At 67.4% G+C, this 26,908-nt stretch carries 26 protein-coding genes and 1 tRNA gene; 14 read left to right on the top strand and 13 right to left on the bottom strand.

Translation table 11 applies throughout. The features are described 5' to 3' along the window. Window positions 1–19 precede the first annotated feature (19 nt). The 8 genes from glpD to rsmD all read right to left on the bottom strand — a co-directional run bounded on the left by glpD (window position 20) and on the right by rsmD (window position 7,557). Window positions 20–1,522 carry a glycerol-3-phosphate dehydrogenase gene (gene glpD, locus RKE25_RS06265; RefSeq protein ID WP_311841394.1) on the bottom strand — a complete coding sequence of 501 codons (1,503 nt, stop codon included), beginning with the start codon at window positions 1,520–1,522 and terminating at the stop codon, window positions 20–22. A 59-nt stretch (window positions 1,523–1,581) separates the two neighbouring features. Continuing rightward, complete coding sequence (locus RKE25_RS06260; RefSeq protein ID WP_311841393.1) at window positions 1,582–2,622, bottom strand: TMEM43 family protein; 1,041 nt, start codon at window positions 2,620–2,622, stop codon at window positions 1,582–1,584. After that, the gene (locus tag RKE25_RS06255; protein WP_311841392.1) at window positions 2,619–3,473 is read right to left on the bottom strand and encodes an MBL fold metallo-hydrolase; all 855 of its coding nucleotides are present in this window, start codon (window positions 3,471–3,473) and stop codon (window positions 2,619–2,621) included. Before RKE25_RS06255 ends, RKE25_RS06260 begins: the two co-directional genes overlap by 4 nt. 66 nt (window positions 3,474–3,539) lie before the next feature. Next, window positions 3,540–5,276: a gamma-glutamyltransferase gene (gene ggt / locus RKE25_RS06250; RefSeq protein ID WP_311841391.1), complete on the bottom strand. Its 1,737-nt coding sequence runs from the start codon at window positions 5,274–5,276 to the stop codon at window positions 3,540–3,542. Further along, window positions 5,273–5,530 (bottom strand): YfhL family 4Fe-4S dicluster ferredoxin, encoded by a 258-nt coding sequence (locus tag RKE25_RS06245; RefSeq protein ID WP_311841390.1) that lies wholly within the window; start codon window positions 5,528–5,530, stop codon window positions 5,273–5,275. Before RKE25_RS06245 ends, ggt begins: the two co-directional genes overlap by 4 nt. A 178-nt stretch (window positions 5,531–5,708) precedes the next feature. Continuing rightward, window positions 5,709–6,212: a hypothetical protein gene (locus RKE25_RS06240; RefSeq protein WP_311841389.1), complete on the bottom strand. Its 504-nt coding sequence runs from the start codon at window positions 6,210–6,212 to the stop codon at window positions 5,709–5,711. Between the two features lie 186 nt (window positions 6,213–6,398). After that, window positions 6,399–6,899, bottom strand: a complete 501-nt coding sequence (gene coaD, locus RKE25_RS06235; protein WP_311841388.1) for a pantetheine-phosphate adenylyltransferase — start codon at window positions 6,897–6,899, stop codon at window positions 6,399–6,401. Between the two features lie 97 nt (window positions 6,900–6,996). Continuing rightward, window positions 6,997–7,557 carry a 16S rRNA (guanine(966)-N(2))-methyltransferase RsmD gene (gene rsmD / locus RKE25_RS06230; protein WP_311841387.1) on the bottom strand — a complete coding sequence of 187 codons (561 nt, stop codon included), beginning with the start codon at window positions 7,555–7,557 and terminating at the stop codon, window positions 6,997–6,999. Window positions 7,558–7,646: 89 nt separating this feature from the next. Between rsmD and ftsY the strand changes: the two genes are divergently transcribed. From ftsY to RKE25_RS06185, 9 genes are all read left to right on the top strand, one after another. Continuing rightward, window positions 7,647–8,783, top strand: a complete 1,137-nt coding sequence (gene ftsY, locus RKE25_RS06225; RefSeq protein ID WP_311841386.1) for a signal recognition particle-docking protein FtsY — start codon at window positions 7,647–7,649, stop codon at window positions 8,781–8,783. A 28-nt stretch (window positions 8,784–8,811) separates the two neighbouring features. Further along, complete coding sequence (locus RKE25_RS06220) at window positions 8,812–9,885, top strand: AsmA family protein (protein ID WP_311841385.1); 1,074 nt, start codon at window positions 8,812–8,814, stop codon at window positions 9,883–9,885. Continuing rightward, complete coding sequence (mutY, locus tag RKE25_RS06215; RefSeq protein WP_311841384.1) at window positions 9,882–10,928, top strand: A/G-specific adenine glycosylase; 1,047 nt, start codon at window positions 9,882–9,884, stop codon at window positions 10,926–10,928. Before RKE25_RS06220 ends, mutY begins: the two co-directional genes overlap by 4 nt. Window positions 10,929–10,937: 9 nt before the next feature. Further along, a complete protein-coding gene (locus RKE25_RS06210; protein ID WP_311841383.1) occupies window positions 10,938–11,216 on the top strand; it encodes an oxidative damage protection protein in 279 nt (92 codons plus the stop codon). 73 nt (window positions 11,217–11,289) lie between these two features. Beyond that, window positions 11,290–11,365 (top strand) — tRNA-Phe (locus RKE25_RS06205). A gap of 102 nt (window positions 11,366–11,467) precedes the next feature. Then, window positions 11,468–11,848 carry a DUF4180 domain-containing protein gene (locus RKE25_RS06200; protein ID WP_311841382.1) on the top strand — a complete coding sequence of 127 codons (381 nt, stop codon included), beginning with the start codon at window positions 11,468–11,470 and terminating at the stop codon, window positions 11,846–11,848. A gap of 494 nt (window positions 11,849–12,342) precedes the next feature. Further along, complete coding sequence (locus RKE25_RS06195; RefSeq protein WP_343215195.1) at window positions 12,343–12,852, top strand: Hsp20 family protein; 510 nt, start codon at window positions 12,343–12,345, stop codon at window positions 12,850–12,852. A 167-nt stretch (window positions 12,853–13,019) separates the two neighbouring features. Further along, window positions 13,020–13,436 (top strand): PepSY domain-containing protein, encoded by a 417-nt coding sequence (locus RKE25_RS06190; RefSeq protein WP_311841381.1) that lies wholly within the window; start codon window positions 13,020–13,022, stop codon window positions 13,434–13,436. A 245-nt stretch (window positions 13,437–13,681) separates the two neighbouring features. Continuing rightward, window positions 13,682–15,334: a M28 family metallopeptidase gene (locus RKE25_RS06185; RefSeq protein WP_311841380.1), complete on the top strand. Its 1,653-nt coding sequence runs from the start codon at window positions 13,682–13,684 to the stop codon at window positions 15,332–15,334. A 72-nt stretch (window positions 15,335–15,406) separates the two neighbouring features. On the opposite strand, the gene RKE25_RS06180 is transcribed toward RKE25_RS06185, so the two are convergent. Together RKE25_RS06180 and RKE25_RS06175 are read right to left on the bottom strand one after the other, a co-directional pair. Further along, on the bottom strand, window positions 15,407–16,147 hold the full coding sequence (locus RKE25_RS06180; RefSeq protein ID WP_311842345.1) for a TorF family putative porin: 741 nt from the start codon (window positions 16,145–16,147) through the stop codon (window positions 15,407–15,409). A 44-nt stretch (window positions 16,148–16,191) separates the two neighbouring features. Continuing rightward, window positions 16,192–17,730: a BCCT family transporter gene (locus RKE25_RS06175; RefSeq protein WP_311841379.1), complete on the bottom strand. Its 1,539-nt coding sequence runs from the start codon at window positions 17,728–17,730 to the stop codon at window positions 16,192–16,194. Between the two features lie 300 nt (window positions 17,731–18,030). Here RKE25_RS06175 and betI point away from each other — a divergent pair, with 300 nt between their 5' ends. The 4 genes from betI (at window position 18,031) to RKE25_RS06155 (ending at window position 22,294) form a co-directional block, all read left to right on the top strand. Further along, a complete protein-coding gene (gene betI / locus RKE25_RS06170; protein WP_311841378.1) occupies window positions 18,031–18,651 on the top strand; it encodes a transcriptional regulator BetI in 621 nt (206 codons plus the stop codon). Then, window positions 18,648–20,120 (top strand): betaine-aldehyde dehydrogenase, encoded by a 1,473-nt coding sequence (gene betB / locus RKE25_RS06165; RefSeq protein ID WP_311841377.1) that lies wholly within the window; start codon window positions 18,648–18,650, stop codon window positions 20,118–20,120. The genes betI and betB overlap by 4 nt, the downstream gene beginning before the upstream one ends. A 59-nt stretch (window positions 20,121–20,179) precedes the next feature. Then, on the top strand, window positions 20,180–21,880 hold the full coding sequence (betA, locus tag RKE25_RS06160; protein WP_311841376.1) for a choline dehydrogenase: 1,701 nt from the start codon (window positions 20,180–20,182) through the stop codon (window positions 21,878–21,880). Window positions 21,881–22,033: 153 nt separating this feature from the next. Further along, the gene (locus RKE25_RS06155; protein WP_311841375.1) at window positions 22,034–22,294 is read left to right on the top strand and encodes a hypothetical protein; all 261 of its coding nucleotides are present in this window, start codon (window positions 22,034–22,036) and stop codon (window positions 22,292–22,294) included. 14 nt (window positions 22,295–22,308) lie between these two features. Here RKE25_RS06155 and ybaL read toward each other — a convergent pair whose 3' ends face one another. The 3 genes from ybaL to RKE25_RS06140 all read right to left on the bottom strand — a co-directional run bounded on the left by ybaL (window position 22,309) and on the right by RKE25_RS06140 (window position 26,435). Next, window positions 22,309–23,967 (bottom strand): YbaL family putative K(+) efflux transporter, encoded by a 1,659-nt coding sequence (gene ybaL, locus RKE25_RS06150; RefSeq protein WP_311841374.1) that lies wholly within the window; start codon window positions 23,965–23,967, stop codon window positions 22,309–22,311. 177 nt (window positions 23,968–24,144) lie between these two features. Beyond that, window positions 24,145–25,956, bottom strand: coding sequence for a DNA helicase RecQ (gene recQ / locus RKE25_RS06145; protein ID WP_311841373.1), 1,812 nt, complete (start codon window positions 25,954–25,956; stop codon window positions 24,145–24,147). A 137-nt stretch (window positions 25,957–26,093) separates the two neighbouring features. Continuing rightward, a complete protein-coding gene (locus RKE25_RS06140; RefSeq protein ID WP_311841372.1) occupies window positions 26,094–26,435 on the bottom strand; it encodes an MGMT family protein in 342 nt (113 codons plus the stop codon). A gap of 65 nt (window positions 26,436–26,500) precedes the next feature. Here RKE25_RS06140 and RKE25_RS06135 point away from each other — a divergent pair, with 65 nt between their 5' ends. Next, entirely contained in the window at window positions 26,501–26,905 is a 405-nt protein-coding gene (locus tag RKE25_RS06135) for a hypothetical protein (protein ID WP_311841371.1), read from the top strand. Window positions 26,906–26,908: the final 3 nt, after the last annotated feature.

Raw genomic sequence — 26,908 nt, 5'->3', positions numbered from 1 at the left:
CGGTGCGTGAGTCGGAACATCACATTGCGCTTGCGGTGCTCCGCGCAAAATAAGCGGCCAGGCGCGCCGCGCCTTCTGCGCCGACGTGCAGGCCCAGCTTGGTGCGGCGCCAGAGCACGTCCTCCGCGCTGCTCGCCCATTCGTAACGGCGCAGGTAGTCCACTTCGCTGGCATAGAGATCCGCGCCGAAATGCTCGCCGAGTTCGGCCAGCGAGTCCGCATCGCCGATCACGCGGACCGCCTGGCTGCCGTAGGTGTGCGCGAGCCGCCAGGCCATCGTCTCGCCCAGCCACGGGCGCGTCGCCCGCAGCTGTTGCGCGAGGCGGTCGGCGTTCTGGATATCGCCGCCCGGCAGAGGATGGCCTTTGCCCGTCCACGCTGCTTCGCGATTGCCCAGCAGCGGCGCGAGCCGGTCCACCGCTTCTTCAGCCAGCTTGCGGTAGGTGGTCAGCTTGCCGCCGAAGACGTTGAGCAGTGGCGCCCCCTTGGCCGGCGCGATATCGAGCAGGTAATCGCGCGTCACTTCCGACGCATTGCCGCTCTCGTCGTCGAGCAGCGGGCGCACGCCGCTGTAGCTCCACACCACGTCCTGGGGCGCGATGGCGCGCTTGAAGTAGCGATTGACCGCGGCGCACAGATACGCGATCTCGTCCGCATCGATGCGCGGATGCGCCGGGTCGGCGCGGTAGTCGACGTCGGTGGTGCCGATCAGGGTGAACTCGCGCTCGTAGGGAATGGCGAAGACGATGCGCCGGTCAGGTTGCTGGAATATGTACGCGTAGCGGTGGTCGTACAGCCTGGGCACGACGATGTGGCTGCCCTTGACCAGGCGCAGGTTGCGGTCGTGTCCCTCGGCGACGATGTCGTCGAGGAAATCGACGGCCCACGGCCCGGTGGCATTGACCAGGGCGCGCGCCGCCACTTCGGTGATCCGGCCGTTCGCGCCCTGCAGCCGGGCCAGCCATCGATCGCCGCTGCGGCGCGCGCTGACGCAGCGGGTGTGCGTGGTCACGCGGGCGCCGCGCTGCGCGGCGTCCATCGCATTGAGCACGACCAGGCGCGCATCCTGCACCCAGGCATCCGAATAGACGAAGCCGATCAGGAACTCGTCGCGCAGCGACGCCCCCACGGCATGCCGGCTGAGGCGCACGCGCCGCGAACCCGGCAGGCTGCGGCGGCCACGCTGCAGATGGTCGTAGAGAAACAAGCCGAGGCGGATCATCCACGCCGGCCGCAGGTGGGACTGGTGCGGCAACACGAAACGCAACGGCCAGATGATGTGGGGCGCGATTCGCAGCAGGACCTCACGTTCTGCCAGCGCCTTGCCGACCAGGGCGAATTCGAATTGCTCCAGATAGCGCAGGCCGCCGTGGATCAGCTTGGTGCTGGCGCTGGACGTATGCGAGGCCAGGTCGTCCTGCTCGCACAGCCAGACACTCAGGCCTCGTCCTGCCGCGTCGCGCGCGATGCCCGCGCCGTTGATGCCTCCGCCGACCACCAGCACATCGACTTGCTCCGCCATGCCTCGTTCCTGTCTGCGCTGCGGATCAACGTTTAAGACAACACCGATCAAGTATCGCCTTAATGAGCCGCCCTCGCGTGCAGGCGCCACACCACCACGCCCAGCCCGGCGACCGCCAGCACGAACCAGTACGCGCTCGATTGCAGATCCTTGCCCAGCCACATGACACCCGCCACCGCGGCGGCGAGCAGCACGCCGGCACCGAGGGCGATCGGCAGGGCATCGTGCGCGCTCATGCGAGTGCTCAACAGCAACAAAACGCCGATGCCGGCCAGGAGCATCGCCAGCAGCCGGCGGGCCACGGCGAAGACGGGCGGCTCGGGGACGTCGGGGAGCACGTCGACCAGCCGGCGGTCGCCGACCTGCACGTCGTAGCCCTTGCCGTCGGGCGCGTCGGTGGCGGGAACCAGCAGGTCGCCCTGCGGGCGCGCGAAGATGGTGAGCACCTGCACCGGCACGGCTTCCCAGCTGACGCGCAGGTCGCCCAGGCGCGGATGCGCGGGATTCGCACTCGTGACCAGGTAATCGCCGTTACGGGAGAAGCTTGCGGCGAGGTTGGCGGGAAGCGTCTTCATGTCCGGCGACACGCGCTCGCCGCCGGGCAGCGCATGCAACAAGGCCGGTGCGAGCGCGTAGCCGCCGATCTTCACCAGGCCCGCATCGAACTGCTTGCCCTGGACGGGGAACGCACCGGGGTTGGCGTGTCCGGCGGAACGCTCGAACCGGCTGGAATCGACCGGGCGGTCCACCCAGTCCTGCTCGTAGTGCGTGTCGCCGGCGACGCGTACTTCGCGCCACTGGAACATTTCCACGTGGCGCAGCAGCACCGGCGTGGCCACCTGCTGGCCGAACTCGGGATCGGCCGGCGCGTCCACCACGTTGAGCCGGCCGCTGACACGGACCATGTAGTGGTTCTTGCCGATATCCGGACGGGTGTCGCCCTGCACTTCCAGCACCTGCCCGCCATGCCGTTCGGCGGCCACGCGGTGTTCGATGGAGGCCTGCTCGGTGGTCGCCACCAGGCCGAGCCCGGCCAGTACGAGCAAGGCGCCGACGATGCCGGCGATCCATTGGCGCGCGCCCATACCGGCGGCGCTCATGCGCGCACCATGCCGGCGAGCTCGCGCAGCTCGTCCGCCGTGCCGTAGCGGCCCTTGTCGTCGCGGGCGACGCGCGCCAGCGCGCAATCGTGGTCGTGGGTGAAGAACAGCTCGATGCCGCGCGCGAGCTTGTCGTCCAGGAACGCGCGCTTCTCGTCGATGAGTGCTTCCGGATAGCGGTCGTAGCCCATGGTGATGGGCAGGTGCACCCAGAAGCGCCCCGGGATCAGGTCGGCGCAGAACACCACGCCAGCCACTTCCGCCAGCATGAGCCCGGGCGTATGGCCGTCCGAATAGCTGAAGCGCACGGCGTCGCCGAGCGTCTTCGCATACGCGCCCTCGACCAGCTCCAGCCGTCCGCTGTCGGCAAGCAGTGCCTGCAGCTCGGGAATGAAAGAGGCGCGGTCGCGCGGATGCGGCTGCTGTGCGCGGCGCCAGTGCTCGGCGCCGACCACGTAGGTAGCGTTGGGGAACAACAGGCGCGGCGGCTGGCCTTCCTCCCACGCAGCGAGCAGGCCGCCGGCATGATCGAAGTGCAGATGCGAGAGCACTACCGCGTCGATATCTTCATGCGACAGGCCGGCGGCGGCGAGCGAATCCAGCAGCACGTGGCGGTCTTCCACCACGCCATAACGCTCGCGCAGGGCCGGTTCGAAGAAGGCGCCGATGCCGGCCTCGAACAGCACGTTGCGGCCGTCCAGGTCTTTCACCAGCAGGCAGCGGCAGGCCAACGGAATGCGGTTCTGCGCATCGGGCGCGATCCAGCGGGACCAGAGGGCCCTGGGCGCATTGCCGAACATGGCGCCGCCGTCGAGCCGTTGGGAGTTGCCGGTGATGGACCACAACTGCATGAAACTTCCCCTGCCAACGTATCGTGTGTCCCGGCGCGAGGCCCCCTTCCCCGCGCCGGCCTCGCGTTACTGCACTTTGCCCAGGCCCGACGGGCGGCGCGGATCGCTGGCCGCGTCGAGCTTGCCGGTCTTCAGGTCCCAGGTGACCACGTTCATATAGCCCCAGGGCGAACGCGGCTTGAGCGTGTGGCCCATCTTCGTGAGCGCCTCGGAGGTGGCGGCGTCGAAGACGCCGTCCTCGACGTCCACGCGGTCGGGCATGAATTGGTGATGGAACCGCTTCTGGCCGGCGATGCCGAGCGCGTCCTTGCCATCGATGAAGGCGAGGATGCCCTCCAGCACCTGGGTGATGATGGTCGAGCCGCCCGGCGAGCCGATCACGCCGACGCGGTCGGCGCCGAACACGATGCTCGGCGTCATCGAGGAGAGCATGCGCTTGCCCGGTTCCGGCGCATTGGCCTTGCTGCCGAGCAGGCCGTACACGTTGGGTTTGTTGGGCACCAGCGCGAAGTCGTCCATCTCGTCGTTGAGCAGCACGCCGGTGCCCTTGGCGACGAAGGTGGAACCGAGCGTGTAGTTCACCGTCAGCGTGATGGAGGCGATGTTGCCCTCCGGATCGATCACCGAGAAATGCGTGGTGTGCATGCCCGGCTCGGCGCCGGCGCTGGCCGGCAGCATGGCGGACGGCGTGGCCTTGTCCGGCAGGATGGTCTGGCGCAGGCCGTCGGCGTAGTACGGCGACAGCAGCATATCCAGCGGCATCTTCACGAAGTCCGGATCGCCCAGGTAATCGTTGTGGTCGCGGAACGCGCGGCGCATCGCCTCGATCACCAGATGCGTGCGATGCGCGGCGTCGAGCTTGGACAGATCGAAGCCCGAGAGAATGTTGAGGATCTCGGCGACCGCCACGCCGCCGGAGGACGGCGGCGGTGCGGTGACGATGCGGTAGCCGCGGTAATCCGCCACGATCGGCTGGCGCTCCTTCACCTGGTAGCTCTCCAGGTCTTTCGCGGTCCAGTTGCCGCCCGCGGCGCGCACGGCGGCGACCAGCTTCTGGGCGACGTCGCCGCGGTAGAAACCGTCACCACCCTGCTCGCCCAGCAGCTCCAGCGTCCGTGCCTGGTCCGGATCGCGCCAGGTCTTGCCGGCCACCGGCGGCTGGCCATCGGGCAAGAACTTGGCGACGGAGGCGGGCCAGCGGCGGATGTCCTGCTGGCGCTCGGCGATGGCGTTGATCAGGCGGCTGTCGGGCGCGAAGCCGTCGCGCGCGATGCGCACGGCCGGCGCGAGCGACTGCTTCAGCGGCAGCTTGCCGTAGTGCTGGGCCAGCCATGCCAGCCCGGCCGGTTCGCCGGGAATGCCGGCGGAAAGCGGGCCGTTGAGGGCGGTATCGCGGTTGGGCGAGCCGTCCTTTTCGACATAGTCCTTGGGATCGACGGCTGCCGGTGCGGTCTCGCGCGCGTCGATGAAGATCTGCTTGCCGTCGGCGGCGCGATGCAGCACCGCCATGAAACCGCCGCCAATGCCGGAGCTTTCCGGCTCCACCACGGAGAGCGTGGCGGCGACCGCGATCGCCGCGTCGAAGGCGTTGCCGCCCTTGGCGATCACCTCGAGGCCCGCCTCGGTGGCGTGGAAGTTGGCGCTGGCGATCGCCGCCTTGCCCGGCCCGCGCAGGGCCACGGGGCCCTTGTGCGCGGCGGTATCGGTGCGGGTGTCGTCGGCGAAGGTGGCGCCGCTGACCAGCAGCAGGCCCAACAGGACGGCGCGGGCGTGCAGCGCCGGCCACTTCATGGAAAACCTCATGCCTGCCCCTCTTTCATCAACTGGCGGTACTTGAGTTCGAGCTGGTCGTGCGTCTCGGTGTGTTCCGGGTCGACGATGATGCACTCGACCGGGCAGACCTCGATGCACTGCGGTTCGTCATGATGCCCCACGCACTCCGTGCACAACGCCGGGTCGATCACGTAGTACTCCTCGCCCAGCGAGATTGCCTTGTTCGGACAGACCGGTTCGCATACGTCGCAGTTGACGCAGGTATCGAGGATTTTCAGGGACATCGCGCGAGTGTACACGGTAGCGCCGCCTGCTGCGGCGCAGCAAGGGGCGCCCGGATCGGCGAATTCCCGGGCAAAAAAGCGTGTGCGGCAGAGCTGGAGGCGCGCCGCGCCCGGCCCTCGCCCAACAAAAAACCCGCGGCTCGCGCCGCGGGTCTTGGAGGCGAGCGGTTCGCCCGGCTTACATCGCCACGAAGCGGACGGTGGCGCCGGTCGGCTGCAGGGCCGTGGTGACGCGGTCCTGGTCGGCCTTGTCGCCGATGAACAGGACGATCACGTCCTTGAAGGAGCCGGGCTTGGCGTCCTTGAAGGCTTCGATGATCAAGTCGGCGGTCTTGGCCGATTCCGGACCGGCGAACACCAGCATGTTGCCGGGCAGCACGCCGCGGGCGACGGTGTCCTGCACGTTCTGGAGCTGACGGTCGCGCTTGGCCTTGTCCTCGTCGCTGTCGCCGGCATTCACCAGGTACGGATACGGACGATCGGCGGTCATGCCCTGCATGTTCTTCTGCACGATCTGGCCGAGGTAGGCGTTCCACGCCTTGCCGTCGTTCGGGTCGGTGGGCTTGGAGACCTGCGCGGTCTGCTCGGTGGCCTGGCTGGCGTTTTCGTCGCCGCCCTTGTTGCAGCCGGCGAGCGCCAGCGAGCCGAGCGCGATGGCGGCGAGGAGTGCGTACTTGTACATGGTGGTCACCCTGAGTCGTGGAGTCTGGACGTGGATCCCCCGGAAGACGGGACCCGTCGGCGCCGCCGACGGGCCGTCGGTGCGACGCCCGGCGCGATGGCTTGCCTGTCCTGTCCGCAGGATGGCCGCGAGCATACACGAGCGGCCCCGGTGCAACCACAGCGCACAGCGCGCCGGAAAGCAGCCTTACTGGCGGCGCTGGCGCATCGCCTGCTGCACCGCCGGATGCACGAAGCCTGAGATGTCGCCGCCCAGGCGGCCGATCTCGCGCACCAGCGAAGAGGAAATGAAGCTGTACTGCTCGGCCGGAGTAAGGAACAGCGTCTCCACGCCGGGGATCAGATGGCGATTCATGCTCGCGAGCTGGAATTCGTATTCGAAGTCCGACACTGCGCGCAGGCCGCGGATGATCACGCCCGCGCTGATGTCGCGCACGAAGTTGGCGAGCAGGCAATCGAAGCCGCGCACTTCCACATTGCGCAGATCGGCCAGGGCCAGCCGCGCGAGCGCGATGCGCTCGTTGAGGCTGAAGCCGGGGCCCTTGCCCTTGTTGGGGCTCTCGGCCACCGCGACCACGATGCGCTCGAACAGCGGCGCGGCGCGCGCAACGAGATCGGCGTGCCCGTTGGTGATCGGATCGAAAGTGCCCGGATAGACGGCGAGACGCGGGTTGACCGGCGGATTCACGTGGGCATCGGCGCTGCGGCTGAAAGGGCGGTTAGCTTAGGGCCTGTTCCCCCCGTTTGCGTAGCCCCGCGTGGCATCGACCGGCAGGCTGGGCGTATCAGGGCGCGCGGCGATACAACGCGTAGCGCACTTCGCCGGCCTGCCCTTCGCGATGCGGCCGCCACGTGGCCGGCAACGCGGGCACCGCGCTGCGCGGAGATTCCACATAAATCCAGGCAGCGGGAGCGAGCCAGCCGCCCTCTTCCAGTTGCCGCGCCAAGGCGGCCCACAGGTCGAGCACGAACGGCGGATCGAGGAAGACGACATCGTAGGTTTGCGCCGCGCCGTGCAGGTAGGCGGCCGCGTCCGCCGTCGCCACGTCGCCGCCCTGGACCTTGAGCCGCGCCAGATTGTCGCGCAGCGCCTGGGCGGCGCGCGGCTCGCGCTCGACGAACTGGGTTCGCGCCGCGCCGCGCGACAGCGCCTCGATACCCAGCGCGCCGGTGCCCGCGCACAGATCCAGGCACCGGGCGCCGGCGATGACCGGAGCCAGCCAGTTGAACAGTGTCTCGCGCACCCGTTCAGCCGTGGGGCGCAGTCCGGGCAGCGCCGGCACGTCCAGGCGTGAATTGCGCAGATGTCCGCCGATGATGCGGATGCGCCCGCTCGCCCCACTCATGCGGGCAGGCACTGCGCGGCAGCCCGCTGACGGGGCGTGGAAGGCAGGGGTGGTAGCATGCGCGGCATTGTCTTCGAATCCCCGCCGCAATGCTCAAGTTCTGGAAGAAGAAACCCGCCGAGACGCCCCCGCCGGACGCCACGCCTGCGCCCGCGGCGGACGCGCCGGCCGCGGCCATGCCGCATGACGCGGATGCCGCCTCACTGGATACCCCGGCCCTCGGCGAAGTGTTGTCCGAAGCGCCCCCGCCGGCCGAGCAGCCGGCCGAGGAGCAGCCGTTCGAAGTGCCGGACGCGGACGTCGCCCCGGCCCGGCGAAGCTGGCGCGAACGCCTTTCAGGTAGTGGCTTCGCACGCGGACTGACCTCGCTGTTCAGCCGCCATCCCAAGCTGGACGATGCGCTGCTCGATGAACTGGAAACTACGCTGATCACTGCCGACGTCGGCATCGAGGCCAGTACCTCGCTGGTGGAGAACCTGCGCCGGCGCATGCACAAGCGCGAGTTCGCCGACGCCTCCGCGCTGCTGGCCGCGCTGCGGATGGAGCTGGTGCAGCTGTTGACACCCGTGCAGCGGCCGCTGGATGTGAGCGGCCACAAGCCGTACGTGGTGCTCACCGTGGGCATCAATGGCGTCGGCAAGACCACCACCATCGGCAAGCTGGCGCGTCGCTACCGCGACGAAGGCCGCGCGGTGCTGCTGGCCGCGGGCGACACCTTCCGCGCCGCCGCCGTGGAGCAGCTCAAGACCTGGGGTGCGCGCAACAGCGTGCCGGTGATCGCGCAAGGCCAGGATGCCGACTCGGCCAGCGTGATCTTCGACGCGCTGCAGGCGGCGCGCTCGCGCGGCGCCGACGTGCTGATCGCCGATACCGCCGGCCGCCTGCACACGCAGGGCGGGCTGATGGATGAGCTGGGCAAGATCGCGCGTGTGCTCAAGAAGATCGACGCAGAGGCGCCGCACGAGGTGCTGATGGTGATCGACGGTACCACCGGGCAGAACGCGGTGAGCCAGGTGCGCCAGTTCCGCCAGATCGTCGGCGTCAGCGGCCTGGTGGTGACCAAGCTCGACGGTACGGCGAAGGGCGGCGTGGTGTTCGCCCTCGCCCGCGAATTCGGCCTGCCGATCCGCTACGTCGGCCTGGGCGAGAGCGCCACCGACCTGCGCGTGTTCGACGCGGAGGCCTACGTCGACGGCCTGCTGCCCGCCTCGCTGGGGCAAGGCTGAGCATGCGACGGGAGCCATGGGAGTGAGCATGCCGCGCTGGCTGCGCATCACCTTGTGGAGCGTGGCCGGCCTGGTCCTGCTGGCGCTCGCCACGACCGTGGTTTCGCTGTACCTGCTGCTGCAGCCGAGCCGCTTCACCGCGATGCTGCAGCGCCAGGCCAGCCACGCCGGCCTCGACCTCAATCTCGCCAGCCCGGCCAGTCCCACGCTGTTCCCCCGCCCTGCCCTGGAACTGCAAGGCCTCACGCTCAACGCCAAGGGCGCGGGCATGCCCATCCTGCTGGCCGCGCGCGGCCGCCTGCAGTTGCCGTGGCGCGCGTTGCTGGGCGAGGAAACGGTCATCACGCGGCTGGAGATCGATTCGCCGCGCGTGGATCTGGACGCGCTGGAGGCCTGGCTGGCCAGTCTGCCGCCGAGCCCTGAAAGCACGCCGCCGGAAATTCCGCGGATCGACGCCGGCGTGCGCATCACGCGAGGCAGCCTAGTGCGCGGCAATGAGATGCTGCTGGGCGACGTGTCGCTGGACGCGGGCAGTCTGATCCCCGGCCAGCCCTTTCCGCTCTCCATTTCCGCCAAGGACGCCCATGGCGAACCGCTGCAATTGCGGCTCTCCGCCACGCCGCGGCTCAGGGGCGACACGCTGCAGCTGGACAACATCGGCGTGCATTTCTCGCAAGGCTCGACGCTCGCGCTGCAGCTTTCCGGCGACGCGCACTGGCACGGCGCGGCTGATGCCTCGTTGCGCCTGGGCGGCAAGCTGGATCACGCCGAGGCCGGCGCGTACGACGTCTCGCTGCTGCTGACGCCCGCCAACCAGGTCGATCCGCTGCTGCTGGCGATCAAGCTCGACGGGCCCGGCAACCACGCCGATCTGCGCCTGCCGCCGCTCGCGCTGGCCGACTGGTGGGCGCAGCTCAACCATCCGCAGAGCCCGCGCCTGAACGTGCCGCCCGGCGTCGGCACCGCGCAGATCGAGACGCTCGACGTCGGCAGCGTGCACATCGAGGGGCTGAGCATCCAGGCCGGCGTCGCGCCGGCAAGCGCGTCCTCCGCGCCGGCGCCCGCCGCTGGCGCGGGCAAGCCCGCCGCCAGGAAACCATGAGCCAGCCCGCCCCGCCTCGCTTCGCCAACGCGCTGTTGGCGTGGTTCGACCGCCATGGCCGCCACGACCTGCCGTGGCAGCATCCGCGCGACGCCTACCGGGTGTGGCTGTCCGAAGTGATGCTGCAGCAGACGCAGGTGAGTACGGTGATTCCGTACTTCCAGCGCTTCGTCGGCGCCTTGCCCACGCTGCGCGATCTTGCCGCCGCGGACGAGGACACCGTGCTGGCCCTGTGGTCCGGGCTGGGCTACTACCGTCGCGCACGCTTTCTGCATCGGGCCGCGCAACTTTGCGTGGAACGTCATGGGGGCGAGCTGCCGCGGGATTTCGACGCGCTCGCCGCGCTGCCGGGCATCGGGCGCTCCACCGCGGGCGCGATCCTGGCGCAGGCGCATGGGCTGCGTTTTCCCATCCTCGACGGCAACGTCAAACGCGTGCTGACCCGCTACTACGGCATCCATGGCCACCCGGGCCAGAGCGCGGTCGAGAAGGAACTGTGGCGTCATGCGGATGCGCACACGCCGGCGGAACGCGTCGCGGATTACACCCAGGCGATCATGGACCTGGGCGCCACGGTGTGCGTGCGCTCGCGTCCCCGCTGCGCCGACTGCCCTGTGGCCGACGACTGCATCGCCCGGCGCGACGGGTTGACCGCTCAGCTACCCAGCGCAAAGCCGGGTAAGACCGTGCCGACGCGCTCTACCGTGATGCTGCTGCTGCGCGATGCGCAGAGCCGCGTGCTGCTCGAACGGCGCGGGCCCCAGGGGGTGTGGGCCGGGCTGTGGAGCCTGCCGGAAGCCGAAGGCACGGACGAGGCCTGGCGCAAGGCGCAGCGGCTGGCGCGCATCGACGACGCGGAGCCGCTCGCGCCGTTCGTCCACGTCTTCAGCCATTACCGCCTGCAGGTCGAGCCGCTGCTGTTCGATGGCGCGACAGCGCATCGCGCGATCGCCGATAATCCGAGCTTGCGCTGGTGCGATACCGGCGACATCGCCGCCATGGGCCTGCCCGCTCCCGTGCGCGCACTGCTGCAAAGTCTTTAAGGAATCTCCATGAGCCGTACCGTTCGCTGCACCAAGCTCGGCATCGAGGCCGAAGGCCTGGACTTCGCGCCCTGGCCCGGCCCGCTCGGCCAGCGCATCTATGCGGAAATCTCCAAGCCCGCGTGGCAGGAGTGGCTGGCGCACCAGACCATGCTCATCAACGAGTACCGGCTGAATCCGCTGGACCCGAAAGCACGCAAATTCCTGGCGGAAGAGATGGAAAAATTCCTCTTCGGCGGCGAAGTCAGGCCGCCCGAAGGCTATGTCGCACCGGACGCGGATTCTTGACGTCCGCTCCGAACTCCGGTTTAATGCGCGGCTCCACGCAGTATCGGATGGCCTACACGGCCAACCACACTCCGGCCGGGTAGCTCAGTTGGTAGAGCAGGGGATTGAAAATCCCCGTGTCGGCGGTTCGATTCCGTCCCCGGCCACCATTTCGAAGGCTCCGCAGCGATGCGGGGCCTTTTCTTTTGGCGCCGCCCACGGCCATGGAGTCGGGACAGATCGACCATGCCGAGGAAGCTGGAGGCCCGCTCATGAACGAAAGGATTTCCATCGTCGCTGGCCAACGCGTGCTGTGGCTGCCCGAACTAGGCGAGCCCATCGCGCGGGAAAGCCAAGCAAACGATCTGATCGGCAGCGCATGGAATCAGCAGGCGGTGTGGGTCGCCCTGCCCGTTCCCCGCGTGCACGAGGACTTTTTCCGCCTGGAAACGCGGCTGGCGGGTGCTGTACTGCAGAAGTTCGTCAATTACGGCATCAAACTGGCTCTAATCGGCGACGTCTCGCCCTGGCTGGAACGCAGCAAGGCTTTCCGCGATTTCGTGCGCGAAACCAACCAGGGCGGCACATTCTGGTTGGTGGATGATGTCGCGGCCTTCGAGCGAAAGTTGAGCGCCACCGTTGCCCGCGTATGACGCACGGCAATGGGCGAACGCGGCTCATCGTTGGCTGACGCTCGAGGATCAGGCGACGCTGGAAACACCTAAAACGATGTCCTTCGGAAAGCCCGGACCCATCCTGCGCACGTCGGACTTTTCTGATTCTCCCGCACGGCATGCCAGTGCACCATGCGTCCGTGCCCGCGGCGAGGCGACATGCACGTGCCCCCTTGCCAGCCGCTCCTCGTCGCGGGCCTCCTTTCCTACGCGCCGGGGATGGCCAGTACTGGCGAGCACGCCAGCGGCGGCGAGGTCGTCGGAGCGACTCGCCGCCGGGATCTTTTCATCGCCTGCTTCTCCCACGGCCTCCGTGAATCCCGGCGCCCGGCGTCGCATGCTGCGACATCCCTTCTCGGTCCGGTATGGACGGCTAAACCGAAGCTGAAAACGCCGCCTTGAAACCGCGGCGCCACGCCCTATTTTCGCGATGCCGGGCGCTTCGGGCCCGGCATCGCCGCGCCAACCGCGGCGTGGCGATCCGTCTGACCATGTTGCTTATCGAGGATATGGCTATGCGTACCGCAATCGACATCGCTCCGCTCCATCGCGTCGGCATCGGCTTCGACCGCATGTTCGACCTGCTCGAGGCCACGGCCCGCGCCCAGGCGGCCGACAACTGGCCGCCCTTCGACTCCATTCGCCTCAGCGAAGACCGCTACCGCATCGTCATGGCGGTGGCTGGATTCGCGCGTGACGAACTGGATATCTCCTTGCAAGCGAACATGCTCACCGTCAGCGGCGAGCGCAAAGGCGAACAGGAAGGCGAAGTGCTTCACCGCGGCATCGCCAACCGCCCCTTCAGTCGCCGCTTCGAATTGGCCGAGCATGTGCAGGTCAGTGGAGCGCAGTTGAAAGATGGCTTGCTGATCATCGATCTGCGCCGCGAGGTGCCGGAGGCATTGCGCCCGCGCCGCATCGAGATCGGCCAAGCTGCTGATGCCGTGCAACAGATCCGCCAGCTGGAAAGCCAGGCGGCCTGAATACCAGGCGGTTGCAGAACAATCGTTTCGCTTGGGCGGCGGTCATCCGCCGCCTTTTTTTGGGCGTTCAGCACGCCGTTCGTTTGGTGGAGACGGCGTCAACGTTCACCGCAGGTTGCGTCCGGCGGAGAACACTCGACGGCCCCTACCGCAAAGAGGAGACGTCCATGAAGATCCGTCTTGCTTCATTGGCCATCGCTCTGGCGTTCGGTGCCTCCGCGACGATGGCGCAGGACGCATTGACCGAACGGCAGGTGCATAACCAGCTCGAACAGCAGGGCTACACCAAGATCCACGATCTGAAGTTCCGCGACGGTGTATGGCGCGCGCATGCGAAAAGTGCCGACGGCCGGCGCGTGACGGTGAAGATCGATCCCCGCACCGGCGAGGCGTACCCGGATGAGCAGGTATCGCGGCTCAGCGAAACGGATGTGCGTGCATCGCTGTCCACCGCCGGCTACACGCACGTCCACGACGTCGACTTCAAGGACGGTGTCTGGCGGGCCAAGGCGGACAATCCGGCCGGAGCGGACGTACGGCTGCAGATCGATCCGCGCACGGGCAAGGTGATCGGCACCGACTGAGTCGAATCGGCGCGGATGGTGGCCCAGGGGCCGGAGAGGGCCAAGGGCCGCCATGGCAGGGACCAGGCGCACGCAAGGAACGTGCGCTGCGCGCGGCACGGGAGGATGGATGCGGCGCCCGGCACATACCTGCCTATGAACCAGGCCGCCACGGGTGACGGCCTGCCGGCCGGGATGTGCCCGAGGGTGGACCGTTCCGCCGCCGGCTATCTACTATCGGCGCGGTTCCCCCAAAGGTATCGCCCGTGAAACGACTCGCCCTTTCGTTCCTCGCCCTGTCCATCTCCTCCGCCGTACTGGCGGCCCAGACGCCCACCTTCGACCCGCAGCGCCTGTCGGCCGATGTGAAGACGCTTTCGTCGGACGCCTTCGAAGGCCGCGGCCCGGCCACGGCTGGTGAGAGCAAGACCATCGATTACCTGATCGCCCAGTACAAGGCCGCGGGCCTGCAGCCGGGCGGCGACCTGAAGAACGGCAAGCGCGAGTGGACCCAGGCGGTGCCGCTGCTGCGCGCCGAGATCGTCGGCACGCCGGCGCTGTCGCTGAAGGTCGGCGGCAAGGAAGAGAAACTGACCCAGGGCGAGCAGATTGCCGTCCGCGCCGCGATGGACGGCTCCAAGGCCGTATCGATCAAAGACGCGCCGCTGGTCTTCGTCGGCTACGGCGTCAAGGCGCCCGAGCGCCACTGGGACGATTTCAAGGGCGTCGACCTGCACGGCAAGATCGCCGTCGTGCTGGTGAACGATCCCGACTTCGAAACCGGACAAGGCGACTTCGGCGGCAAGGCTATGACTTACTACGGCCGCTGGACCTACAAGTACGAGGAAGCCGCGCGCCAAGGTGCGGCGGGCGTGCTGATCGTGCACGAGACGGAGCCGGCCTCGTATGGCTGGAACACGGTGAAGAACTCCAACACCAATGCGATGTTCGACATCGTGCGCGACAAGCCCTCCGCCACCCATCCGCAGGTAGAGGCGTGGATCCAGCGCGATCTCGCGGTGAACCTGTTCAAGCAGGCAGGCCTGGATTTCGATGCATTGAAGAAGCAGGCGCAGACGCGCGACTTCAAGCCCGTGACACTGAAAGGCGAGACCTTTTCCGCCAGCTACAAGGTGGACAGCAAGGTCATCACCTCGCACAACGTGGCGGGCCGCATCGAGGGCGGCAAGCGTCCTGACGAAACCGTCATCTATAGCGCGCATTGGGACCATCTCGGCGTGGGCGAGCCCGACGCCAAGGGCGACCGCATCTACAACGGCGCGGTAGACAACGCGACCGGAACGGCGGCGCTGGTCGAGCTGGCGCGCGCCTTCAAGAACGCGCCGAAGCCGGAACGCTCCATCGTGTTCCTCAACGTCACGGCTGAAGAGAAGGGCCTGCTCGGCTCCGAGTACTACGCCGCCAATCCGCTCTACCCCCTGGGCAAGACGGTGGGCGTGATCAATCTGGATGCGCTCGACCCGCACGGCCCGGCGCGCAACTTCACCATTTCCGGCAGCGCCAAGCTGGACCTGCTGGACGACCTGATCGCTACCGCCAAGCGCTGGAATCTGGTTTATGCGGCAGACCCCAAGCCGGAGGCGGGGCATTTCTTCCGCTCCGACCATTTCTCGTTCGCCAAGCGCGGCGTGCCGGCGATCTCGTTCGGCTCGGGCAACGACTGGGTGGATGGCGGGCTGGCGGCCGGCAAGAAGGCCGAGGACGAATACACCGACAAGCACTACCACCAGCCATCGGACGAGTGGGAGGCCGGCTGGTCGTTCACCGGCATGGCGCGTGACCTGCAGATCCTCTATACGCTGGGCAGCGAATTGGCCAATTCGAACCAGTGGCCGGACTGGAGCAAGGATTCGGAATTCCGCGCGGCGCGCGACAAGACCGCATCCGACCGCAAGTAAGCGACACCCGCCGAAACAGAACGGCCCGCACAGGCGGGCCGTTCTTTTTTCCAGGTGCGCAGGCCGCCCTGCTCAGAAGCCGCGCGATACTTTGAGAAACCAGGCGCCGTCGATCGGATTGGAGACGTGCATGAGACCCTGCGCGTCAGGCACTCCGGTGCTATAGCGCCGATATACCCCTGCGCCGTTCCAGGCCCGGGCGTATCCGGCTTCGATGTCGAAGCCTGCCACGCTGCGCGACAGGGCAACGCTTGCATCGCGCCAGCTGTAATCGGCGAAGTGATTCACGCGCTGCCAGCCGTAGTGCAATGCGAGGGTATAACCGGCGGGCAGCGCGACGCGGCGCCCCAGGTCCAGATAGGTCGAGCCCCGGGAATGCGAGCGCTGCCCGATGCCGAGCGTCTGGCTGTTGAAGCCGAAATAGTCGCGGGTCGCGGTGACGGCGTATGACAGGGACCAGCCACGCCAGTCGAGCCCGGCGATGATCTCGCCGTAATCCAGCGGCGTGCCGGTCGCGCTGATCCTGGCCCCTGGATAGCGGTAGTAATAAAGGCCCACGTTGTAGTTCAGCTCGCCGTGGCTGCCGGCATAGCCTGCATAGATGTCCCATTCCAAGTGTCCGCCTTCGACGAAGTACGGACTGACCGTAGACGCCCAGGTGCCGGCGAACCAGTCCGATGCCGCGACGCAATCCATGCCCGCCTGCAGCGCCGGCTGTCCCCAGCTCTGCTGGAAGCCGCGCGAAACGTACTGGGAGACGACCGCCACGTTGCCGCTCCATGGGCCTGCGGCCTCTTCGGCACAAGCCGGCATCGCGAAGCCGCAGATCGCTGCGCCGACGAATACCGCGCGGGGCCTCACGCCCCACCCTGCACGTCGGCAGTCAGCGCCTTGCGCAGGCTGTGCATATACAGCAGCAGCACCGCCGAGAACGGCAGTCCGCACAGCACGACAGCCGTCTGCATCGCATCGAAGCTGCCGCCCAGCAGCAGACCGATGCTCACCACGGTGGTCGCCGCAGCCCAGAACACGCGCATCCAGACGGGGGCATCTTCTTCAACGGCGCCGGGCTGCATGGAAAGGTTGGCGATCATCAGCGTGCCGGAATCTACTGGCGTGAGGAACAGCACGAAGCCGATGATCACCGTGATGCCGGCGACCACTTTCGTCCAGGGCAGGTACTCGAACAGCTGGAACAGCGCCATCGGCGGATCCGCCTGCGCGACGCGTCCCAGTTCGGTGGCACCGTGGTTGAGCACCAAGTCGATGGCGGTATTGCCGAAGATCGACAGCCACGCCAGCGTGAAGCCGAGAGGAATCAGCAGCACGCCGAAGACCAGCTCACGCAGCGTACGTCCGCGCGAGATGCGCGCAATGAACATGCCCACGAATGGCGCCCAGGCGATCCACCAGGCCCAGTAGAACAGCGTCCAGTTGCCCAGCCATTCACGGGAACTGCCGTAGAGATACAGATCGAAGCTCTTGGGAAGGAACGAGACGAGATAGTCGCCCATGTTCTGCACCATCCCGTCGAACAGGTGCAGCGTCGGACCACACGCCAGCACGAACAGCAGCAGCAGGCACAGCAGGCGCGTATTGAGATTCGACAGGGCGGAGATGCCTTTTTCCACCCCCGAGACCGTCGCCAATGTCGCCACGATCATCATGGCGACGACCAAGCCAATCAGCACCTGCGGCGTGGTCGGAACGCCGAACAGGTAATGGAGACCCGAATTGAGCAGCAGCGCGCCGATGCCGAGATTGGTGACCATCGATACCAGCGTCACCAGGATGCCGAAGCCGTCCACGAGATGTCCGATGCCGCCGTGGATGCGCTCGCCGAACAGGGGATACAGCGCGGAGCGCAGGGCCAGCGGCAACCCGCGGCGATAGGCGAAGTAGCCCAGCGCGGCGGCGATCAGCGCGTACAGGGCCCAGCCGTGCAATCCCCAGTGCAGAAAGGTGATCGCCATGGCCTCGCGTGCGGCATGCGCGTTGCCGCCCCCGCCGGCAGGCGGAGAGAGAAAGTGATCAAGGGGTTCGTAGGCACCGTAGTAGAGCAAGGCGATGCCGATACCGGACGAGAACAGCATGGAGGTCCAGGAGGCGTAGCCGAACGCAGGCTCCTCGTCTTCGCGCCCTAGTCGGATCCGTCCATAACGAGACATGCCCAGCCACAGCACGAAGGCCATGCACGCCACCATCACCAGCATGTAGTACCAGCCGAACACCTGGGACACCCAGGCCTGCGCCAGCACCAGCCAGGCCTGGCTGGCCTGCGGATAGATCACCGTCAACGCCCCCAGGCACAGGATCACCGCCGCCGAACTGCAGAACACCGCTCTGTTGACTCGCGCCGGCGCGTGCGCGGCCGCTCGATTTACCGCCTGATCCATTCATCGACCCTCATAGCCCGCCTCCGGGAGGGCGAGCACCTGGTTGCGCGGGGGAAAATTGTCCGGACGGCCGCCCATCGGACTGGGCGGCAGACTGCGCGAGCGTCCGGCCTCCCCGCGCCCTGGGGGCGGGTAAATAGGCCTGTTCTCGCGACCGGGTCGCCTATGCGGCGGGTCCAGCCGCGCAAGCCTATGTGTTTTTTATTGAACGATCAATCAAACTAAACTACGCTCTCGAACCGTCCGCCCTTCCGGCGGCGCTCTCCTTCATTCCCCACCACGGCCACTGGGACAGATCCGATGCCCAAACTCGGCATGCAACCGATCCGGCGCGAACAACTGATCCGCGCCACCTTCGAGACGATCGACCGCATCGGCCTGGCCGACACCACGATGGCGCAGGTCGCGCGCAGCGCTGGCCTGTCCACAGGCATCGTCAGCCACTACTTCGGCGACAAGGACGGGCTGATCAACGCCGCGATGCGGCACATCCTGCGGCAACTGCGCGACGCGGTCGGCGCCCGCCGCATGGAAGGGGCGGACGATGCCCTCGCCCAGCTACGCGCGATCGTCGATGGCAACTTCGACGAAACGCAGGTCAACGGCACCGCCATGCGCGTCTGGCTGACGTTCTGGGCGGCGAGCATGCACCAGCCGGAATTGCGTCGCTTGCAGCGCGCGAACGATCGCCGCCTCTATTCCAATCTGTGCCACCAGTTCCGCCGCCTGCTGCCCGCGGCACGCGCACGCCAGGCCGCACGCGGCCTCGCCGCCCTGATCGACGGCCTTTGGCTGCGCGGCAGCCTGGCTGGCGGCGAGTTCGACGTGGGTCAGGCTCGCGAGCTCGCCTACGACTACATCGACCAGCTCCTTTCCGCCGCACGCACCGACGCGGCGTCCCCGAATGGAAAACATGCATGAGCAAGTACGGAATCCAGAAGCAGTACATCCACGGCGCCCTGGCGGACGCTGGCGGCAACGAGACCTTCGACACCATCAATCCGGCCAACGGCGAAGTGCTGGCCCAGGTGCAGCGCGCCACCCGCGCGGACCTGGAGCGCGCCGTGGAAAGCGCCGAGGCGGGACAGCGGGAATGGGCCGCCATGACTGCCATGCAGCGTTCGCGCATCCTGCGCCGCGCGGTGGACATCCTGCGCGAACGCAACGACGAACTGGCGTGGCTGGAGACCGAGGACACCGGCAAGCCCTACACCGAGACCTCCACCGTGGACATCGTCACCGGCGCCGACGTGCTGGAGTACTACGCCGGCCTGGCCTGCGCCATCGAAGGCGAACAGGTGCCGCTGCGCGAGTCCAGCTTCTTCTACACCCGCCGCGAACCGCTGGGCGTGGTCGTCGGCATTGGCGCCTGGAACTATCCGATCCAGATCGCACTGTGGAAGTCCGCCCCTGCCCTGGCCGCGGGCAACGCGATGATCTTCAAGCCCAGCGAAGTCACCCCGCTGAGCGCCCTGAAGCTGGCGGAGATCTACACCGAAGCTGGCGTGCCCGCGGGTGTCTTCAACGTGTTGCAGGGCGCCGGCCGAGAGGTCGGCCAATGGCTTACCGAGCATCCGCGCATCGAGAAGATCTCCTTCACCGGCGGCGTGGAAACCGGCAAGAAAGTGATGGCGAGCGCGGCGGCCTCCTCTCTGAAGGAAGTAACGATGGAGCTGGGCGGCAAGTCACCGCTGATCGTGTTCCCCGACGCGGACATCGCGCGTGCCGCCGACATCGCCGTGATGGCGAACTTCTTCAGTTCCGGCCAGGTGTGTACCAACGGCACGCGCGTGTTCGTGCATCAGTCCATCAAAGACGCGTTCGAAGCCGCCGTTCTCGAGCGCGCCCGGCGCATCCGCATGGGCGATCCGACGGACCCTTCCACCAACTTCGGCCCGCTCGCCAGCTTCCCGCACATGGAGAAGGTGCTGTCGCTGATCGAAAGCGGCAAGCGCGAAGGCGCCCGGCTGCTGATCGGTGGAAGCCGCGCGCAGGACGGCGCGTTCGCCAATGGCGCCTACGTGCAACCGACCGTATTCACTGACTGCAACGACGACATGACCATCGTCCGCGAGGAAATCTTCGGACCGGTGATGAGCATCCTGGCCTGGACGGACGAAGGCGAGGTAATCGCGCGCGCCAACGACACCTTCTTCGGCCTGGCCGCCGGCGTGGTCACGACCGATCTCTCATGTGCGCACCGGGTCATCCATCAGCTGCAAGCCGGCATCTGCTGGATCAACACCTGGGGCGAGTCGTCCGCAGAAATGCCTGTCGGCGGCTACAAGCAATCCGGCGTAGGGCGCGAGAACGGCATCAGCACACTCGCCCATTACACGCGCATCAAGTCCGTGCAGGTGGAGCTGGGGCCGTTCGCCTCGGTGTTCTGATCCGCCTCACCCGGGCGCCGCCGAGGGCTGCGCCCGCTTCCTGCAAGGAGTTTCCTCCCATGAACGCCATCAAGGCCTACGACTACATCATCATCGGCGCCGGCTCGGCCGGTAACGTGCTGGCAACCCGCCTGACCGAGGACGCGGACGTCACCGTGCTGCTGCTGGAAGCCGGCGGCCCCGACTACCGCCTGGATTTCCGCACGCAGATGCCGGCGGCGCTGGCCTTCCCGCTGCAGGGCCGGCGCTACAACTGGGCCTATCTCACCGACCCGGAACCGCATATGGACAACCGGCGGATGGAATGCGGCCGCGGCAAGGGTCTGGGCGGCTCCTCGCTGATCAATGGCATGTGCTACATCCGCGGCAACGCGCTCGACTACGATCACTGGGCCAAGCGCCCGGGCCTGGAAAACTGGACCTATCTCGACTGCCTGCCCTACTTCCGCAAGGCGGAATCGCGCGACATCGGTCCGAACGATTACCACGGCGGCGACGGCCCGGTCAGCGTGACCACGCCCAAGCCAGGCAACAACGAGCTGTTCCACGCCATGGTGGAAGCCGGCGTGCAGGCGGGCTATCCGCGCACCGACGACCTCAACGGTTACCAGCAGGAAGGCTTCGGTCCGATGGACCGCACGGTGACGCCGCAAGGCCGCCGCGCCAGCACGGCGCGCGGCTACCTGGACCAGGCGCGTGGCCGCCCGAACCTCACGATCGTCACGCACGCGCTCACCGATCGCATCCTGTTTTCCGGCAAGCGTGCCATCGGAGTGGAATGGCTGGGCGGCGGCGAAACGATGCAGGCACACGCGCGGCGCGAAGTCCTGTTGTGTGGTGGCGCCATCGCTTCGCCGCAGATCTTGCAGCGCTCCGGCGTCGGCCCGGCCGACCTGCTGCGCGGCCTGGACATTCCCCTCGTGCACCACCTGCCCGGCGTGGGCCAGAACCTGCAGGATCACCTGGAGATGTACCTCCAGTACGAATGCAAGAAGCCCGTCTCGCTCGCCCCGGCATTGAAGCTGCACAACCAGCCGAAGATCGGCGCGGAGTGGCTGTTCCTCGGCACCGGCATCGGCGCCAGCAACCAGTTCGAGGCGGGCGGCTTCATCCGCAGCCATGAAGAATTCGAATGGCCGAACCTGCAGTACCACTTCCTGCCGGTGGCGATCAATTACAACGGCAGCAATCCGATCAGGACGCACAGCTTCCAGGCCCACGTCGGTTCGATGCGCTCGCCGAGCCGTGGCCGCATCCAGCTGCGCTCGAGGGATCCGCACCAGCATCCGAGCATCCTGTTCAACTACATGTCGCACGAGCAGGATTGGCGGGAGTTCCGCGCCGCCATCCGCATCACCCGCGAAATCTTCCAGCAGAAGGCCCTGGCGCCGTACCGCGGCCGCGAGATCTCGCCCGGCGCCGAACTGAAGACCGACGCCCAGCTCGACGCCTTCGTGCGCGCTCACGCCGAGACCGCGTACCACCCCTCGTGCTCCAACCAGATGGGCGAGGACGACATGTGCGTGGTGGATGGCCAGGGGCGCGTGCATGGCCTCGAAGGCCTGCGCGTGGTGGATGCGTCGATCATGCCGCAGGTCATCACCGGCAACCTCAACGCGCCGACCATCATGATGGCCGAGAAGATCGCCGACATGATCCGCGGCCGCGAGCCGCTGCCGCGATCCAAGGCTTCCTACTACGTGGCGAATGGCGCGCCGGTGCGCGCCCAGGAACGGCAGGCGGCAGTCGCCACTGCCTGAGGCCGGAATACAGGCAGGGCCGGACCGCGTTCCGGCCCGCGTTCGTTGACACGACACTCACGCGAGCGCCATGAAGCCGTCGTCGGCGAATCATGATCCGGTCATTTGTCCGGGGCAGGCTATACCGGCACCGTCCCCACGCAAGACCGCACCATGCTGGCCCAATACGTCTACCCCGCCAAGGCAGGCCTGTTCCGCATCATCAGGCACGGCCGACGCTGGCGGAGCATGTTCGACATGCAGGAAACCGGACGCCACGACAGTGCCGAAGCGGCACTGGCCGCCCTTCGTGCCGAGTGGCCGCAGGCACGTCTGCCGGCATCGCTCGCCGACTGGCGTCATATTCCGCAACTGGCGTTGACGCACGCGCGTGCGTCAGGCGAGCCAGTGATCCGCTGGCGGCTCGCCGGCTGATCGCCTCCACCGCTTCAAGCCGGGGCCAACCCTTCGGTCATCGCACGCGCCAGTTCGCGTTCGCCCAATACGACCAGATCTGCGCCCTGCGCCTGCAGGTGATCGCGGCATGCCTCGGAATCGGCGCGGGCGATGATGCGCAACTTCGCATTGAGCTGCCGTGCCGCGCGGATGACTTCGCCGCTCTCGAACGCCTGCGGCAAGGTCACCAGCAGCGCCTTTGCCTGCGGCAGATTGGCTGCCTCGAGCACCTCGTCGCTGGACGCGTTGCCGACGATGGTCTCGATCCCTTGCTGCTGCAGCACGGCGACATGATCCTTCTCCTCCTCGAGTACCAGCAGGGGATGTCCCGCGGCGTGCGCGGCCTCGCCCAGCAGCTGGCCCAGGCGGCCGTAGCCGGCAATCACGACATGGCCGCTGAGCGCGGTCGAATGCAGCGGCGCAGCCTCGACCGCGCCCGCTGGCGCCTCGCCCTGGCTGGTGCTCGCATCCAGCCGGGCCTTCGCACGATCCAGCAGTTTGAACAGCAACGGATTGAGCAGAATGGACAGGATCGCAGCAGCGAGCAGTACATCCTGCGCGTCCTTCGTAACGAGGTTCTGCGCGACACCCACGCCGATCAGGATGAAGGAGAACTCGCCGATCTGTGAAAGACTGACGGCAATGGTCAGCGCCGTACTCAACGGTTTGCGGAACGCCAGCACGATGCCGAGCGCGGCGAGCGACTTGCCCACCACGATGATCGCCAGCGCGGCCAGCACCACCAGGGGCTCGGCAAACAGCACGTGGTAGTTGAACAGCATGCCGATCGACACGAAGAACAGCACCGCGAAAGCGTCGCGCAACGGCAGCGTTTCTTCGGCGGCGTCGTGCGACAGCTTGGATTCGCCCATCATCATGCCGGCGAAGAACGCGCCCAGCTCGAAGGAAACCCCGAACAGCCCCGCGGCGCCGAAGGCCACGCCCAGCGCGATGGCCAGCACGGCCAGGCGGAACAGCTCGCGCGACCCCGTCTGCGCGATCACCTTCAGCACCCAGGGAATGAGGCGGCGACCCACAATCAACATCACCGCCACGAACGCCACCACCTTGCCCACGGTGATGCCGACAGTCGCCGCGATTTCTCCGAACGACATAGCCTGCCCCGCACCCAGTGACGCCCCGATCGCCGGCAGCAGCACGAGCGCGAGCACCATCGCCAGGTCCTCCACGATCAGCCAGCCCACCGCGATGCGTCCGCGCTCCGTATCCATTAGGCGCCGCTCCTCCATCGCGCGCAGCAGCACCACGGTGCTGGCGACCGACAAGGCCAGGCCGAACACGAAACTCTGCGCCACCGGCCAGCCCAGCATCCAGCCGAGCAGCATGCCCAGCATGGTGGCCACCGCCATCTGGCCGAGGGCGCCGGGGATGGCGATGGCTTTGACCGAAAGCAGATCTTTCAGCGAGAAGTGCAGCCCCACACCGAACATCAGCAGCACGACGCCGATCTCCGCCAGCTGATGCGCGAGATGTCCGTCCGCGACGAATCCAGGCGTGAACGGTCCGCAGACCACGCCGGCAAGCAGATAACCAGCCAGCGGCGGCAGTTTCAGGCGGTGCGCAAGGGCCGCAAAGAAGAAGGCGAGCACGATCCCGCCAACGATCGTGCCAATGAGAGGGGCGTCATGCATGGCGCGGTCCTTGAGCGAGTTGAGCGGAAAGCCGGAGGTCTTCGGAAGACGCAGCCCGCGGCGGAAACGCGCGCTCCGCCACAGCGCATCCATCTGTTGTAAGGGTTGCCCGTGACCGGCACAAGCGCAAAGCGTCCTGCCTCGGCGAGGCTCGCTTGCCGCAGCGCGGCCGCGCGCTCAGTCCTTGGCGTTGATCACCGCGAGGAAATCGTGGCCATAGCGCTTGAGCTTCGCCTCGCCCACGCCGCTGATCGAGGCCATCTCTTCCTCGTTCGCCGGCAGCTCGCGCAGCATGGCCAGCAAGGTCGCGTCGTGGAAGATCACGTAGGCGGGCACCCCGTGCTGCTTGGCCAGCTTGGCGCGGAGCGCGCGCAGGGCGTCCCACATCGGCTGTTCGTAGGCTTCGATGCCCAGGCTGCCACCGGTGACGAGCTGGCTGTCGCGCCGCCGCCTCGACCGGCGCTCGGGCCGCACGTCCTCGCGCAGGCGCACCTGGCGACCGCCGACCAGCACCTCTCGGCTTGCCCGGGTCAGGCGCAGGGTGCCGAAGTCCCCTTCCGCCTCGAGCAGGCCGGCCGCCAGCAGCTGGCGGAACACCGAGCGCCATTGCTTCTCGTCCATGTCCGCGCCGATGCCGTAGGTGCTGAGGCGATCGTGTCCCAGTTCGCTCACGCGGTTGCTGTCGCTGCCGCGCAGGATATCGATGACGTGGCCGGCGCCGAAGCGCTGCCCGCTGCGGTACACCGCGGACAAGGCCTTCTGCGCGGGCACGGTGGCATCCCAGGTCTTTGGGGGTTCCGCGCAGTTGTCGCAGTTCTTGCACGGGCCGCGATAGGTTTCGCCGAACGCAGCAAGCAAGCGCTCGCGCCGGCAGTCCGTGGCCTCGGCGTAGGCGAGCAGCGCCTCGAGCTTCTGCCGCTCGATGCGCTTGCGATCATCCGCCGATTCGGACTGGGCGATCATCTGGCTCATCGTGACTACGTCGGAGAGGCCGTAGATCATCCACGCCTCCGCAGGCAGGCCGTCGCGGCCGGCGCGACCGGTTTCCTGGTAGTAGCCCTCCATGCTGCGCGGCAGATCCAGGTGGGCCACGAAGCGCACGTCCGGCTTGTCGATGCCCATGCCGAAAGCCACCGTCGCCACCATCACCACGCCATCCTCGCGCAGGAAACGTTGCTGATTGGCCGCGCGCGTGGCGGCGTTCAACCCTGCGTGGTACGGCAGGGCCACGATGCCGGCCTCCGCCAGCCAGGCCGCGGTGTCGTCCACCTTCTTGCGGCTCAGGCAGTACACGATGCCCGCCTCGCCGCGATGGCCTTCGAGAAAATCCATCAGCTGACGCCGCGCGTTGTGGCGCAGGCCCACGCGGTAACGGATGTTGGGCCGGTCGAAGCTCGATACGAACTGCCGCGCATCCTGCAGCGCCAGGCGCTCCACGATCTCCTCGCGCGTGCGCGGGTCGGCGGTGGCGGTGAGCGCGATGCGCGGCACGTGCGGAAAGCGCTGATGCAAGATCACCAGTTCGCGGTATTCCGGCCGGAAATCGTGCCCCCACTGCGATACGCAATGCGCTTCGTCGATGGCGAACAGCGCCACCTCGGTGCGTTCGAGCAGGCTCAGGAAACGCGGCGTCAGCAGGCGCTCCGGCGCCACGTAGAGCAGGTTGAGCTCACCGGCAAGCAATTGCCGCTCGACCTCGCGCTGATCCTCCGCGCCCAGGCTCGAATTGAGATAGGCGGCGGCGACGCCGGCTTCGCGCAGCGCGTCGACCTGATCCTGCATCAGGGCGATCAGCGGCGACACCACAATGCCTATGCCCTGCCGCAGCAGCGCGGGAATCTGGAAACACAACGACTTGCCCCCGCCGGTAGGCATCAGCACCAGGGCGTCGCCGCCTTCGGCCACCTGCTCGACGATGGCCTGCTGCTGGCCGCGGAAATGGGTATAGCCGAAGACGCTGTGGAGGATGTCGAGAGGCGAGGAAGACATTCGTGGAATGCTAGCAAATGCAGGTGGACCGGCTGCCGGCCTGCGGCGCCAAGACTTGTGGGAATTCCGCCCGCATGCCGGTCGGCCCAACCCCGGCGTCACTGACGGCCTGCCCGCGATCGGCTGTCACTCCCGGCTTAGTCGCCAGGCATACCCCACAGCGAGCGATCCAAGTCCGCATCCAGACCGAAGCGCGACAGCGGCACCTTGCCGTTCCTTACCTCGACACCCTCCGCGCGCAGCAGGCGGGATTGCTCGCGGAACCCGCGGCTGCCCGGCGGAAAGGCGATCTGGCCGCTGGAGCGCAGCACGCGGAACCACGGAAGTCGCATACCGTCCGGCACTTCGCCGAGTACCTTTCCCACCAGTCGCGCCCGCCCCGGCAAACCGGCCCGCGCCGCGATCGCGCCGTAGCTGGCGACGCGTCCGGGGGGAATGGCCGCAATGGCGGCGAAGATGCGGGCGTGGGCTTCGTTCATGGCGCGACGCGGTCACAAAGTCGTGGCAGAGTAGCGGAAGCCGTATCCTGCCGGGGAGCCGCCTCATGCGACATTTCGAAGCCGTGCGTTCCCACATCGGCAGCCTGCACGAGCTGCGCCACAATGATCCGTACCTGATCAGCTTCGACCTGCCGCTGCCGCGCGGCAGGCACCAGGGCATCTACCTCGCGGAGTTGGAGGACGAATCCGGCCGGCGCTTCCTGCGCATCTCCACGCCGATCGGACCTTTCGCCGGTGCAGACGCGCGCCGCTGCCTGCGTTTCAACTGGGAGCAGCGGGTCGGCTTCCTCGCCGTGGCCGATCTGGACGGCTCGCCCTTCCTGCACCTGTGCGAAAACCGACCCTACGAGCTGCTGTCGGCCGAGGAGCTGGTGCGGGTGATCCAGGAGCTGGGCATCCTGGGCGACCAGCTCGAGCAAGTCGTCGCCGACGGCGGCGACGATTTCTGAACA

It is taken from the genome of Dyella sp. BiH032 (assembly GCF_031954525.1).
In the GTDB taxonomy this organism is placed as follows: Bacteria; Pseudomonadota; Gammaproteobacteria; order Xanthomonadales; family Rhodanobacteraceae; genus Dyella_D.
This window is presented reverse-complemented; position numbering and strand designations above follow the sequence as displayed.